Below are 12,739 nucleotides of genomic sequence, written 5' to 3'. Positions count from 1 at the left end.
AGATTTTAACGGATGAAACGGATTTTTTGTGGTTCCCCACGTTCCGGCGGCCAGCGGAGCACGCTGATTGATTACTACCTGTACTACTACCTGAATCAGGCCGGCAAGTTACGGCTAATGCAAAGGCCGATTCCCTACCCCCTGCCCAGCGCCAAGCGGCAGCTCCCGCTGCTCAGCCTTATCCTTGCTACAAATCCCGAAGTGCAGGAACCACAAAAAATCCGTTGCATCCGTTAAAATCTGTTCAATCTGTGGTCCTTAGTAGCCGTATTTCTCCTGCCACCAGCCGCGCAGGCGCTCCCGGATTTTGGCCTCGGCCGGGTTGTCGCCGGGCTCGTAGAAGCGGGTGCCGGCTAGGGCGGGGGGTAGGAAATCCTGGGCCACGAAGCTGCCTTCGCCGTTGTGTGAGTACTGATACTCCTGGCCGTAGCCGAGCTGCTTCATGAGCCGCGTGGGCGCGTTGCGCAGCGGCACGGGCACTGGATGCACGCCGCGAGCCTGCACCTCGGCCTGCGCCGCGCGGATGGCCGTGTAGGCAGCGTTGCTCTTCACCGACGTAGCCAGGTAGATAACTGTCTGGCTGAGAATCAAATCTGATTCCGGCAGGCCAATCACGGTGCAGGCCTGAAAGCAGCTCGTGGCCAGCATCAGGGCGCTGGGGTTGGCGTTGCCGATGTCCTCACTGGCCAGGATGAGCAGGCGGCGGGCGATGAACTTGACGTCCTCGCCGCCTGCCAGCATCACGGCCAGGTAGTAGAGCGCGGCGTTGGGGTCGGAGCCGCGGATGCTCTTGATAAAGGCCGAAATCACGTCGTAGTGCATCTCGCCGCCCTTGTCGTATTTCGCCAGCGGGCGCTGGGCCACGGTCTGCACCACGGCGTCGGTGATGACGGTTTCGCCGGTTTCCGGGTCGGCGGGCGTGCTTTCGACCACGATTTCGAGCAAACCCAGCAGCTTGCGGGCATCGCCGCCGCTCAAAGCCAGCAGGGCGTGGTCTTCGCGCAGGCGCACGTTCTTTTTTTGCATCTGCTCATCTTCGGCCAGCGCTTTCCGGATGAGTTCGCGCAGCGTGTCGGCATTCAGCGGCTCCAATACATACACCTGGCAGCGCGAGAGCAAGGCCGGAATCACCTCGAACGATGGGTTTTCGGTCGTCGCGCCAATGAGCGTCACCACGCCCTGCTCCACGGCCCCTAGCAAAGCATCCTGCTGCGCCTTGCTGAAGCGGTGAATCTCATCAATAAAAAGCACTGTGCCGCGCTGCTTCCGGGCCCGGTCAATCACCTCGCGCACGTCCTTGACGCCCGCGTTAATGGCCGAGAGCGCCGCGAACGGCTGGCCCATCTCCTGCGCCAGCAGCAAGGCCAGCGTGGTTTTCCCTACCCCCGGCGGCCCCCACAAGATGAGCGAAGGCAGCTTGCCCGCCGCCAGGTAGCGGCGCAGCACGCCGGCCTCACCCACCAGGTGCGACTGCCCGGCGTAGTCGGCCAGCCGGCGCGGGCGGCGGCGCTCGGCCAGTGGCGCGCGGGGGTCAGGCACCCCAGGCACCTCAGGCGGCGGAGGGGGGGTAGGGATATCGTCGAAGAGGGAGCCGGTAGCCATAGCGAGGTAGTTTTGGGCAAAGTTCGCCGGGATTGCTGGAGGCCGGCGACTTTGCCCGTCGTCAGGCTTCCCCATTGCAAGGAGGGCCGGCAAGAACAATTTCCTACCCCCCTGCTCAATGCCAAAGTGGCCCGACGACAGAGAAAGTCGCCGGAGCACTTCGTTTAGTTTCCCAAATGAAAAATTCCTCGCGCGTCCACGCGGCGCTGTTCTTCGTGGCCCTGATTTACGCGGCCAACTACAGCCTCTCCAAGGACGTGATGCCGCGCTATCTCGGCCCGTTCGGCATCGTGACCTTGCGTATTGTCGGGGCGCTGCTGTTTTTCAGCCTCGTCAGCCGCCTCGTGGCGCCGCAGGATAAAATTATCGGCCGGGCCGACAACCTGCGCGCCCTGGCCTGCGGCATCTGCGGCATTGGCGTCAATCAGCTCCTGTTCTTCTCCGGCCTCAACCTGACCTCGCCCATCAGCGCCTCGCTGCTGCAAACCATCGCGCCCATCGTGGTGGTCATCGCCTCGGCGGTTTTGCTCAAGGAAAAAATCACCTGGCCGCGCGTGGCCGGCATTGTGCTGGGCATGTTCGGCGCGGCGCTGCTGATTTTGAGCCGCAACGTGCAAGCGGCCAGCTACCCGCAGGCCACGCTGGGCAACATCTACATTCTGCTCAACGCCACGGTGTTCGGCCTGTATCTGGTGCTGGTGCAGCCGCTCATGCGCAAGTACCACGCCTTCACGGTGTTGGCGCGGGTGTTTCTGGTTGGCGCCGTCATTGCCGTGCCCTTCGGCTGGCGCGAGGTGCTCGCGGCCGACTACGCCCGCTTCCCGCTCTACATCTGGCTGGAAATCGGCTACATGGTCGTCTTCCTCACCATCCTGGCGTATCTGCTCAATAACTGGGCGCTGAAATATGCTTCGCCGGCGCTGCTGGGCGTCTATATCTACTTGCAGCCCGTGCTGGCCGTGCTCATCGCCGTGGCCCTGGGCCGCGACCACCTTACCTGGGGCAAGGCCGGGCAGGCGCTGCTCATTTTCGGCGGCGTGTGGCTGGTCAGTCGCAAGCCCAAAGTGGCCGCTTTGCTGGCCGCGCCGCGGGCCACGGTGCCGGATTGAGGTCAGCTAGAACTTTAAGTTCATTCGAGTATATTTTAAGCGTACCTTTCTTTTCTGGAAACTTTTACCCTAGTCATGGAAACGCTCACTATCACGCTCAACAACGAGTACGCTCGCCGCCTGTTAGAAGACTTACAGCTTATGGGAGCAATCACTATTCGCTCAGAGTTGACCATTACTTCGGTGGGCCGTCGGCCAGCTACTTACGACGCGCTTCGACTAGACACGCGCGGCTTTAAGTTTAACCGTGAAGAAGCGAATGAACGATAAAATATTTCTCGACACGAACGTTTTGATTTACGCTTACGCAGTAACTGACCCCACCAAAAAAGCGCAGGCGCTGGAGGTAAGCAATAGTGGTGAACGATGGATTTCAACCCAAGTGCTGATTGAGTTTGTGAACGTAAGCAACCGCAAGCTGAAAACCGACTGGCCCGAGATTCAAACTGCGCTTATTGAGCTTCTGGATACGCACTTGGTCCTGCCGACAAGCCAAATTACCATCACGCAGGCCACTCGCCTCGCCGACCGCTACGGCTTTTCCTGGTTCGATTCGCTGATTATCTCAGCGGCTTTGGAATGCGGCTGCGAAACGCTTTATTCGGAGGACTTGCAGCACGGGCAGTTAGTTGAAAGCACGCTGCGCGTTATCAATCCATTTCGGTCCTGAAAGATGCAGCTGAGCGAGTTACCCCGTTCTGGCCTGTTGCTTACGTGGCTGTTATCGGTGGCCGGTTTTCGCCTTCCGGCCGCCGCGCAAACTGCGGGCTCTGGCCCGGCTTACAAGTACGAAGAGCGAATGCCAGTCTTTCCCGGCGGCCTGCCCGGCGAAAATCAGTCGGCCAATAATCAGCGGTTGATAAAGTTTTTAGACGACAGCCTGTACTTTCCGCCGCAGGCCCGGCGCGACGGCGTACAGGGCAAGGTAGTTGTTGCCTTCGCGGTAGATTCAGCGGGCCGCACCCGCAACATCAAGCTGGTCAAGGGGCTTCGCGCCGATGTGGATGAGGCTGCGCTGCGCAACGTCCGGCGCCTGGAGCGCATCAAGTGGCAGCCCGGTACGCAGAATGGCCAGCCGGTAACGGTTTCCTACACCGTGCCCCTGAGCTACGGCTTGCTGCCAGGGTCGTCATCGCCAACCGATTCGTTGGACCTGCCGCAGTTCAACCGGTGGAAGATGCCGGTGCTCGACAGTTGGAACTTGCCTCACGCCGGCCTGCCGGCCGATAAAGGCGTTATCTACGGAGCCTGCCTGCAGCGACTTGGCTTCACAAGTGGCGGCTTCTACCAGTTTGTACGCCTTGTAAACCTGACCACCCAACAGGTTTTTGTGATTAGCGTGAAGCCTGCTTTCAAGTCGCAACGCGAAAACTCCTTTTGCTACGCCCTACCGCCGGGCCGCTATGCCCTCAGCCAATACGAGTACACGAGTAGCAAATGGTACGGCGGAGAAATGCGAACGGAGCGTTTGCTCAAACTGCCGGCTACCGCTGAGGGCGCACCCGCCGCGGGAACTACCCGCTTTACGTTTAACGTGCAACCCGGCGTAGCTCATTACGTCGGCGTCTGGAACTTTACAGACGAGGGAAAACCATCGTTTCAAAACGGGAAGGCGGCAATGGACACGCGCTTCCGCCCCGGACTTCGGATGACTGACCTGCGGGCAGCGGTGCTTGCTATCCCGCAATAAATCGCGTTTTATGGAAGTAAATAGAAAGCCCCGGCCGCGCAATGCGGCCGGGGCTTTCTATTTCCAAAAATCCCTACCCCCCTCCCTACAAGTGAATCACCTCGCCATAGGCCGCCGCCGTGGCTTCCATCAGGGCCTCGCTCATGGTGGGGTGCGGGTGCACCGACTTGATAATCTCGTGGCCCGTGGTTTCGAGCTTGCGGGCCACGACCACTTCGGCAATCATCTCCGTCACGTTCGCGCCAATCATGTGGGCGCCGAGCCACTCGCCGTACTTTTTGTCGAAAATGACTTTCACGAAGCCGTCCTTGACGCCGGCGGCGCTGGCCTTGCCCGAGGCCGAGAACGGAAACTTGCCGACCAGCACGTCGAAGCCTTTGTCGCGGGCCTCTTTTTCGGTGTAGCCAACGGAGGCAATTTCGGGCTGCGCGTAGGTGCAGCCGGGGATGTTGGTGTAAGCCAGCGGCTCGGGGTGGTGGCCGGCAATGGCCTCGACGCAGATAATGCCCTCGGCCGAGGCCACGTGAGCCAGCGCCGGGCCGGGCACGATGTCGCCGATGGCGTAGATGCCCGGCACGTTGGTGCGGTACAGCTCATCGACCTGCACGCGGCCCTTCTCCACCTTGATGCCCAGCTCTTCGAGGCCCAGGTTTTCGAGGTTGGTGACCACGCCGGCCGCCGACAGCACGATATCGCAGGCCAGCTGCTCTTCGCCCTTGGCGGTTTTCACCGTCACGCGGCAGCCTTCGCCGCTGGTGTCCACGGCCGTCACCTCAGCCGAGGTTAAGATATTGATGCCCATCTTCTTGTAGGACTTCTCCATCTGCCGCGAAATCTCCTCGTCCTCGACCGGCACGATGCGCGGCATATATTCGACGATGGTCACTTCGGTGCCCATCGCGCGGTAGAAATAGGCAAACTCAACGCCGATGGCGCCGGAGCCGACCACGACCATGCGCTTGGGCAGCTGCTCCAGCACCATCGCCTTGCGGTAGCCGATGATTTTCTGATTATCAATCGGCAGCGCTTTCAGCTCGCGGGCGCGGGAGCCGGTAGCGAGGATGATGTGCTTGGCTTCCACGGTCTCCTTGGAGCCGTCGGCCTTGGTGACTTCCACCTTGCCCGGCGCCAGCAGCTTACCGGTGCCGGCCACGACTTCTACTTTGTTCTTTTTGAGCAGAAAATTAACGCCCTTGCTCATGCCGTCGGCCACGCCGCGGCTGCGCTGCACCACGGCACCAAAGTCGAAGCCCACGTTTTCAGCGCTCAGGCCGTACTCCTGCGGGTGTTTTAAATATTCAAAAACCTGCGCCGACTTGAGCAGCGCCTTGGTCGGGATGCAGCCCCAGTTGAGGCAGATACCACCCAAGGATTCGCGCTCAATCACGCCCACTTTCAGCCCCAGCTGCGAGGCCCGGATAGCGGCCACGTAACCACCGGGGCCCGAGCCAACTATCACTACGTCAAAGGTTAATGCCATATAAATTAGTGTCTCAGAAAAAAGTTGAATTGCCAGCTAACGCGCTTGGCGCGCCGGCCCGGCAAAGATACGCCGGGCCCCGCTACGCGCCTTTGCCGGTACAAACAGCGCCGAGCTTATAAGGTGCAAAATTCGAAGTTTGGGTATAGCTTTTTCCGGGCGTCGCGCGTACAAGGCGCGTAGCGGCGGCGGCCCTACCCCTGCTCCTTAACCTGAACCCTATCAACGCTATTGCTACTCATTTACGGCTATGAAATCACTTCTATACCTGAGCGCGGCGCTGGGGCTGCTGGGCCTGACCACGCAATGCGCCAGCACCACCGAAACCGAGCGCCCCATCATCAGCCGCGCCACCACAATTGAGGCCCCGGCACCCGTAGCCGCCGCACCGGCCTCCTCGCCCGACGCGGCGGGCCGCGCCGCCCCTACCCCCCCCGTATCCGGCAGCCTGCCCTCCGACATCGCCGCGGCGGCCGACAACGCCACGGGCACGGCCGACCCTACCCTCCCCTCCGCCCCCGACCCCAACGCCCTAAGCGCCCGCGCCGCCTCGGCCGAGCGCGCGGCTGAGAAAAAACTGTCGGCCGCCGCCTACCGCCAGCAGCTGGCCGACGCCGAGGCCTCGCTCAAGCTCGACCCCAAGAACCCGCGCGCCCTGCTCCAGCGGGCCAAGGCCAAGAGCTACCTCAAGGATTATGTGTCGGCCATGACCGACTACACGACGGCCATCCGCTACCAGCGCAACAACCCCGACGCTTACTATAACCGGGGCGTCAACTACTTGATGCTGAAGAAGTACAAGGCCGCCTCAACGGACTTCAGCAATACCGTCAAGTACCGCCCCGACGACAAGGAAGCCTTCTTCGCCCGCGGCGTGGCCAAGATGCAGATGCAGCAGCCCAAAACCGCCGTCGCCGACTTTTCCCGCGCCCTGGCCCTGGACTCAACCTATGCCGATGCCCTGGAGTACCGCGGCATCAGCTACGCCAACTTCGACCGCCTCAAAGAAGCCCGCCGCGACCTGGAAAAAGCCGCTGGGTATAATCCCGAGGCCCTGAAAAGCCTGCGCCGCTACGTCGGCAACGACGAGGGCCACGGCCCGATTGCGCCGCCCCGGCCGGCGCGCACCGCGGCCACAGCCCCCGCCGCGTCCGCAGCGCCGGGCACCCGGCTGCCGGCCCGGCCCGCATCGGGCTACCGCAAGCTGCCGCCCCGCCCGGCGCCGGCCAAGCCGGCCTCGGCAACTAAAACCGCCGCCCCCGACCCAAACCAGACGCCCCCGATTATTCCGCCCGCGCCCTCACCCGCCGAACAGTAGCCGGAAGTAAAACCCCGGCTGCCGCAGCCGCTCGCGCAGGTTCAGGTCCAGAAACATCATGGATAAGGTTTCGGCCAAGGTTGGGTTGTTCGTGGCGCGGTTGGCTATGAAATTGAACAGGCCGGGGAAGCCCAGCAGCCGCTGCATCATGCGGCTCAGGCGCAACTCCTGCCCCAGGCGGTTGTACACGGCTTTATCATAATTCTGGAGAAAAGCGGGGCTGTAATTGGCTTTCGCTACGGCTTGCGCCGCCCAATCGGCCGCGTGGCGCCCACTGACCATAGCGTGCGAAATGCCCTCGCCGCTGAACGGGTCAATCAAGGAGCCCGCGTCGCCGAGCAGCAGGTAGTTTTCACCCGACAGCGGCCGGCGCTTCGAGCCCAGCGGCAAACCCCAGCCCCGCACCGGCCCCAGCCGCTCGGCCCCGGCGAAGCGGGCTTGCAGAGCCGGGTGCGTGTCCAGGATTTCGGTCAGACGCTGGCGCAGGTTGATTTTCTTCTTAGAAATCACGCTCGACAGCATCCCTACCCCCACGTTGGCCTCGCCATTGGGCAGTGGAAATACCCACAAGTAGCCGGGCAGAAACTCTTTGATGAAGTGCAGCTCAATGAAGTTGTCGGCGCTCAGCCCCGTCACGCCGCGGTAGTAGGCGCGCAGGCCGGCGCAGTGGTGGTCGGGCTCCAGCGCGTGGCCAGCCACTTTGCGGGCGAACTCTGATTGCGCGCCGTTGGCGACCAGCAGCAGCCGGCAACTAGCAATTTGCTGGTCGTTTTTGTCGAATAAGGTCCAGCCGTTGTCCGTGCGCTCGGTGCGGGCCACGTCCACGTTTTCGCGGAAGGCTATCTCCGGCCGCCGCCGCACTTCTTCAACCAACAGGTTATCAAAGTCCAGCCGCTTGGCGACGTGGCCGGCGGCGCGGTCCTGCGCCTTGTCGTATTTCGGCTTGAACGGGATGGCTAGACGCTGCCCGTTCGGGGCAAAGAAGTCGATGCCCCAGCTCGGCACCTGCGCCGGGTTCGCGGCCAGGCGGGGAGGTAGGGATTCGTCGATGCGCTTTAACTCGCTCAGCACCTTGCCGCTCAGCGCGTCGCCGCACACCTTGTCGCGCGGAAAAGCGGCTTTGTCCAGCAGCAGGCAGCCGTGGCCGGCGCGGGCCAGGTGCAGCGCCGCCGTGGCCCCGCCCGGCCCGGCGCCGAGAATGCAGATGTCGTAATGAAGCATATTCTGAGGCGAAGGTAGCCCGTGATGTAGCGTGGACTCTGCGAGTCCGCGCGTAGGTAGTCAGGCTACCCGTTCGGGTGTTGTTCACGCGCGGACTCGCAGAGTCCACGCTACTGCCGCGCTACTTACCTTCGCCGCCATGAGCCCTACCCCCCCTCTCTCCGGCCAACTCTTCGGCAAAACCGCCCTCATTACTGGCGCCTCCAAAGGCATTGGCCGTGCCATCGCCGCCCACTTTGCCCAGCTCGGCGCCCGCGTGGCCTTTACGTATCTATCCTCAGTCGAGAAAGGCCAGGCCCTGGAAGCCGAGCTTTCCGCCCACGGCAGCCAGGTGAAAGGCTACCGCTCCGACGCCGCCGACTACGCCCAGGCCGAAAAGCTCATCGAGGGTGTGCTCACCGATTTCGGCAAACTCGATATTCTCGTCAACAACGCCGGCATCACCCAAGACGGCCTGCTCATGCGCATGAGCGAGGCGCAGTGGGATGAGGTGCTGCGCGTCAACCTCAAATCGGTCTTCAACCTCACCAAGGCCGCCACCAAGCCCATGATGCGCGCCAAAGCCGGCGCCATCATCAACATGACCAGCGTGGTCGGCCTCAAGGGCAACGCCGGCCAGGCCAACTACGCGGCATCCAAGGCCGGCATCATCGGCTTCACCAAATCGGTGGCCCTGGAGCTGGGCTCGCGCAACATCCGCTGCAACGCCATTGCCCCCGGCTTCATCGAAACCGAAATGACCGACGCCCTCGACCCAAAGCAGGTCGATGAGTGGCGCAAGGCCATCCCGCTGCGCCGCGGCGGCACCCCGGAAGACGTAGCGCGGGCCACTGCCTTCCTGGCCTCGGATGATGCGAGCTACATCACCGGGCAGGTGCTGCAAGTGGATGGCGGGATGCTGACGTAAGAAACATACTGGTGAGCGAACTTGATGATGGAAGCGAATAATGAACTGAAACCTCTGGAAACATCAGGCATAAATAGCCGTCAAGACTTTGTATATTTATTAAACCAATTATTAGTTGATTACCAAGTGAATAATAAAAATTTGAGTAATCAACAACTAGAAGGTTTTCTGGAAGCTTTAGTCGCATATTCAGCTGACATTCAAGGTTATTACCACAACAGCCTGAAAACAGGTGAAGAAGTTTTAAATGCTGATGTCGCCTCTTGGCGCGTTTTTGCAGACATGCTACGCGGAGCCATCATATATGAATATTAATATATGAAACGCTGGTTCTTGCTTCCCATTTTGCTTCTGGCAACCCTTGCCATTGCCGCGTACCCTCGCCTGCACCGCCGTTACGCCGGCTATCAGCAGGCCCGCACGGCTGACGCGCCTGTAGCCCAAATCACTACCCAGCTCCGCGACGGCGACCTGATTTTTCATACTTCTCAATCAGCTCAAAGTCAAGCCATTCAGCTAGCTACCCATTCGGCCTACAGCCACTGCGGTATTTTGTATCAGCAAAACGGAAAATGGCAGGTGTTTGAAGCCGTGCAGCCGGTGAAGCTGACGCCGCTGGCCGACTGGATGGCTCGGGGAAAGGGCGGCCATTTCGTAACCAAGCGACTGCGCGATGCCGCAACCGTGCTAACACCCTCCGCTTTAAGGCGCCTGAAAGCCGCCGGCCAACCCATGCTGGGCCACAACTATGATTTATACTTTGGCTGGTCCGACGACCGAATTTATTGCTCAGAGTTAATCTGGAAAGTGTACGAGCGCGGACTGGGCCGGCGGCTAAGCAAATTGCAGCAGCTTCGGGAGTTCGATTTGAGCAATTCGGCCGTGCAAGCCAAGCTGCGCGAGCGCTACGGCCAGCGGCTGCCACTCACTGAAACCGTTATTTCGCCGGTCAGCATTTTCAATAGCCCGGCGCTGGTAACGGTGCTCAACCGCTAAGCCCACGGCCTTGTTCCTGGTCCTCACATTGAGTATAACTGCTCAGTGTTTTACAAACTTCCCTCTACCTACGAGCACTGCCATAACCACACTCAATGATGATTTGCTACTATAAGTCGAGGAGTATGTCCGCCAACACCAATATGACAGTTGAGAAAGTGGTTATTCGGGCGCTGCGTGAATTTCTAGCCGCCGAATCGACTTCTGAAGAAAAGCCTGCCTAATACATTTCAACAGTACACGCTCCGCTTTCACGTTCTTGACTGACACGCGCGAACAGACGTTATTATCTCACTAGCGCACTGCTGCTTACTGGTTCCTCGTTTGCTTTCCACTTCCTATTCTCCCTGGTTTATCCTGCTCTGCCTGGCCGTGGGCGCGGGCTACGCGGCCCTGCTCTACACGGCCCAGGCGCCCTGGAGCCGGGCCCTGAACTACCTGCTGGCGGGGCTGCGGCTGGCCGTGGTCAGCTTTTTGTGCTTCCTGCTGCTGGCGCCGTTCGTGAAAACGACCACGACCCGCACCGAGGCGCCGACCGTCGTGCTGGCCGTGGACGACTCGCAGTCGGTCGGGCTCTTCACGCCCAAAGACGTGCTCAGCCAGACCACGAGCGGCCTCAGCCAACTGGCCGCCACGCTGCGGGAGCGCGGCTTTCAGGTTGAAACCCGCACCCTGAGCAGCGCCACGGCCGCCAGCCGCCGCCCGGCGCGGCCCGACTCCCTGCGCTTCGGCGCCGCGACCACGGACCTGGGCCAGCTCCTCAGCGGCACCCGGGACGCCTACCAGGACCGCAACCTGGCCGGCGTGGTGCTGGTCAGCGACGGGCTGGCCAACCAGGGCCGGGCGCCCGCGCCGGGTGAGTTTGGCTTCCCGATTTACAGCGTCGCCCTCGGCGACACCGTGCCCAAGCGCGACCTGCGCCTCACCAACCTGACCTACAACCGCGTCGCATTCAGCGGCAACAAGTTTCCAATTGAGGCGGAATTGGCGTTTGAGGACTACGCCGGCAGCGCGGCGACCGTGGAGCTGCGCGAGGCCGGCCGGGTGCTGGACAGCCGCCGCGTGGCCCTACCCCCCGGCCGGCGCCGGACCAAGACCACGTTCCAAATCACGGCGCCCGCGCCCGGCAAGCGGCGCTACGAGGTGCGCATCGTGCCGCAGCCCGGCGAGTTCACGGCGCTTAACAACGCCCGCACGGCGTTCATCGAAATCGTAAAGGGCAAGCTGCGCGTGCTGCTGGCCGGCGCTGCCCCGCACCCCGATTTCAAGGCGCTGCGGGCCGCGATTCTGAGCAACGACAACTTCGACCTCACGCTGAGCCTGCCCGGCGTGGCGCCGCTTAAAGCCGGTGCCAGCTTCGACGTGGCGATTCTGCACCAGCTGCCGGCGCTCGATGGGCTTAATAGTGAGGCGCTGGCTTTGGTGCGCAATGGCCGGCTGCCGGCCCTCTATATTCTGGGCGCGCAGTCTGATTTGAGCGCCTACAACCAGCTTGGTACGGGGCTGACCATTAGCCCGCGCGGCGCCCAGACCGACGAGGTGACGCCGCTGCCCAACCCGGCCTTCACGCGCTTTTCGTTTGAGGAAGAAACCGCCCGGCGCTTTGCCGCCTACCCCCCCGCGCCGGTGCCATTCGGCGACTACCGCCTGGGCCGGGGCGCCGAAGCCGCCCTCTGGCAGCAGGTCGGCCGGGTGCCCACGCAGAAGCCGCTGCTGGTGTTCGGCGGCCTGCCCACGCAGCGCCAGGCTACGCTGCTCACCGATGGCGGCTGGCAGTGGCGCCTGACTGAAGCCGCCGCCCACGACGACCGCCCCGAAGCCTACGACCGCCTCATTATCCGTACGCTTCAACTGCTGACTCAAAACGCCAACAAAAAGCGCCTCGACGTGTACCCCACGCAGGACAGCTTCGGCACCCAGGACGACGTGACGCTGGGCGCCGAAACCTACAACGCCGTCTTCGAGCGCATTTATAACCAGCCCGTTACCGTCACCCTCACCGACGCCCGTCAGAAGACGCGCACCTTCAATTTCAGCCCCGCCGAAGACGGCGCGCCCCTGCACCTGGGTTCGCTGCCGGCCGGCCTCTACCGCTACCAGGCCCGCGCCACGCTCGGCGGCCAGCCCCAGCAGGACGCCGGCGAGCTACTAGTCGAGAGCCAGCCACTGGAAGCCCTGGAGTCGCGCGCCGACCACAATTTGCTTTCGCAGCTGGCGCGCCGCAGCGGGCAGCGGCTCTACTACCCGGCGCAGATGACGCAACTCGGGCAGGATATTCTCAGGGCTGGTTATAAACCCGTGATTACCGAGGAAGAGGAATTGAAAGATTTGATAAATCTGAAGTGGCTGTTTTTCCTGATTGTCGGATTTCTAGCCGTGGAGTGGGCCGTGCGCAAGTATTCGGGCAGCGTGTAAG

Annotated in this window: 13 protein-coding genes; 10 read left to right on the top strand and 3 right to left on the bottom strand. The window is 61.9% G+C overall.

Features of this window, described 5'->3' with window-relative positions; all coding sequences use genetic code 11:
- The first annotated feature begins 12 nt into the window (after window positions 1-12).
- The gene (locus ACFE70_RS08855; RefSeq protein ID WP_375417373.1) at window positions 13-237 is read left to right on the top strand and encodes a hypothetical protein; all 225 of its coding nucleotides are present in this window, start codon (window positions 13-15) and stop codon (window positions 235-237) included.
- A 21-nt stretch (window positions 238-258) separates the two neighbouring features.
- Here the strand turns inward: ACFE70_RS08855 and ACFE70_RS08850 are convergent, their stop codons facing one another.
- Window positions 259-1,602: a replication-associated recombination protein A gene (locus ACFE70_RS08850; protein WP_375417372.1), complete on the bottom strand. Its 1,344-nt coding sequence runs from the start codon at window positions 1,600-1,602 to the stop codon at window positions 259-261.
- Window positions 1,603-1,778: 176 nt separating this feature from the next.
- On the opposite strand from ACFE70_RS08850, the gene ACFE70_RS08845 reads away from it, so the two are divergent.
- From ACFE70_RS08845 to ACFE70_RS08830, 4 genes are all read left to right on the top strand, one after another.
- Entirely contained in the window at window positions 1,779-2,711 is a 933-nt protein-coding gene (locus ACFE70_RS08845; protein WP_375417371.1) for a DMT family transporter, read from the top strand.
- 75 nt (window positions 2,712-2,786) lie between these two features.
- Entirely contained in the window at window positions 2,787-2,981 is a 195-nt protein-coding gene (locus ACFE70_RS08840; protein WP_375417370.1) for a hypothetical protein, read from the top strand.
- Window positions 2,971-3,381: a PIN domain-containing protein gene (locus tag ACFE70_RS08835; protein WP_375417369.1), complete on the top strand. Its 411-nt coding sequence runs from the start codon at window positions 2,971-2,973 to the stop codon at window positions 3,379-3,381. The genes ACFE70_RS08840 and ACFE70_RS08835 overlap by 11 nt, the downstream gene beginning before the upstream one ends.
- Window positions 3,382-3,384: 3 nt before the next feature.
- Window positions 3,385-4,401 (top strand): energy transducer TonB, encoded by a 1,017-nt coding sequence (locus ACFE70_RS08830; RefSeq protein ID WP_375417368.1) that lies wholly within the window; start codon window positions 3,385-3,387, stop codon window positions 4,399-4,401.
- 85 nt (window positions 4,402-4,486) lie between these two features.
- On the opposite strand, the gene lpdA is transcribed toward ACFE70_RS08830, so the two are convergent.
- On the bottom strand, window positions 4,487-5,881 hold the full coding sequence (lpdA, locus tag ACFE70_RS08825; RefSeq protein ID WP_375417367.1) for a dihydrolipoyl dehydrogenase: 1,395 nt from the start codon (window positions 5,879-5,881) through the stop codon (window positions 4,487-4,489).
- Window positions 5,882-6,131: 250 nt separating this feature from the next.
- Between lpdA and ACFE70_RS08820 the strand changes: the two genes are divergently transcribed.
- Entirely contained in the window at window positions 6,132-7,199 is a 1,068-nt protein-coding gene (locus ACFE70_RS08820; RefSeq protein ID WP_375417366.1) for a tetratricopeptide repeat protein, read from the top strand.
- Here the strand turns inward: ACFE70_RS08820 and ACFE70_RS08815 are convergent.
- The gene (locus tag ACFE70_RS08815) at window positions 7,182-8,420 is read right to left on the bottom strand and encodes a geranylgeranyl reductase family protein (protein ID WP_375417365.1); all 1,239 of its coding nucleotides are present in this window, start codon (window positions 8,418-8,420) and stop codon (window positions 7,182-7,184) included. The genes ACFE70_RS08820 and ACFE70_RS08815 overlap by 18 nt on opposite strands.
- Window positions 8,421-8,559: 139 nt before the next feature.
- Here ACFE70_RS08815 and fabG point away from each other — a divergent pair, with 139 nt between their 5' ends.
- From fabG to ACFE70_RS08795, 4 genes are all read left to right on the top strand, one after another.
- Entirely contained in the window at window positions 8,560-9,327 is a 768-nt protein-coding gene (gene fabG, locus ACFE70_RS08810; RefSeq protein WP_375417364.1) for a 3-oxoacyl-[acyl-carrier-protein] reductase, read from the top strand.
- A gap of 24 nt (window positions 9,328-9,351) precedes the next feature.
- Complete coding sequence (locus tag ACFE70_RS08805; protein WP_375417363.1) at window positions 9,352-9,642, top strand: hypothetical protein; 291 nt, start codon at window positions 9,352-9,354, stop codon at window positions 9,640-9,642.
- A gap of 3 nt (window positions 9,643-9,645) precedes the next feature.
- Complete coding sequence (locus ACFE70_RS08800) at window positions 9,646-10,323, top strand: YiiX family permuted papain-like enzyme (RefSeq protein ID WP_375417362.1); 678 nt, start codon at window positions 9,646-9,648, stop codon at window positions 10,321-10,323.
- Between the two features lie 324 nt (window positions 10,324-10,647).
- Window positions 10,648-12,738: a VWA domain-containing protein gene (locus ACFE70_RS08795; protein WP_375417361.1), complete on the top strand. Its 2,091-nt coding sequence runs from the start codon at window positions 10,648-10,650 to the stop codon at window positions 12,736-12,738.
- The last annotated feature ends 1 nt before the right edge of the window (window position 12,739 follow it).

This window comes from uncultured Hymenobacter sp. (assembly GCF_964243305.1).
GTDB lineage: Bacteria > Bacteroidota > Bacteroidia > Cytophagales > Hymenobacteraceae > Hymenobacter.
The sequence above is the reverse complement of the archived record's forward strand: the minus strand, read 5'-3'. Positions and strand labels throughout refer to the sequence as shown.

Bases quoted from the DNA above. Each gene is read 5' to 3' on its own strand.
- ACFE70_RS08855 (WP_375417373.1), top strand. From the start codon at position 13: ATGAAACGGATTTTTTGTGGTTCCCCACGTTCCGGCGGCCAGCGGAGC.
- ACFE70_RS08850 (WP_375417372.1), bottom strand. From the start codon at position 1,602: ATGGCTACCGGCTCCCTCTTCGACGATATCCCTACCCCCCCTCCGCCG.
- ACFE70_RS08845 (WP_375417371.1), top strand. From the start codon at position 1,779: ATGAAAAATTCCTCGCGCGTCCACGCGGCGCTGTTCTTCGTGGCCCTG.
- ACFE70_RS08840 (WP_375417370.1), top strand. From the start codon at position 2,787: ATGGAAACGCTCACTATCACGCTCAACAACGAGTACGCTCGCCGCCTG.
- ACFE70_RS08835 (WP_375417369.1), top strand. From the start codon at position 2,971: ATGAACGATAAAATATTTCTCGACACGAACGTTTTGATTTACGCTTAC.
- ACFE70_RS08830 (WP_375417368.1), top strand. From the start codon at position 3,385: ATGCAGCTGAGCGAGTTACCCCGTTCTGGCCTGTTGCTTACGTGGCTG.
- lpdA (WP_375417367.1), bottom strand. From the start codon at position 5,881: ATGGCATTAACCTTTGACGTAGTGATAGTTGGCTCGGGCCCCGGTGGT.
- ACFE70_RS08820 (WP_375417366.1), top strand. From the start codon at position 6,132: ATGAAATCACTTCTATACCTGAGCGCGGCGCTGGGGCTGCTGGGCCTG.
- ACFE70_RS08815 (WP_375417365.1), bottom strand. From the start codon at position 8,420: ATGCTTCATTACGACATCTGCATTCTCGGCGCCGGGCCGGGCGGGGCC.
- fabG (WP_375417364.1), top strand. From the start codon at position 8,560: ATGAGCCCTACCCCCCCTCTCTCCGGCCAACTCTTCGGCAAAACCGCC.
- ACFE70_RS08805 (WP_375417363.1), top strand. From the start codon at position 9,352: ATGATGGAAGCGAATAATGAACTGAAACCTCTGGAAACATCAGGCATA.
- ACFE70_RS08800 (WP_375417362.1), top strand. From the start codon at position 9,646: ATGAAACGCTGGTTCTTGCTTCCCATTTTGCTTCTGGCAACCCTTGCC.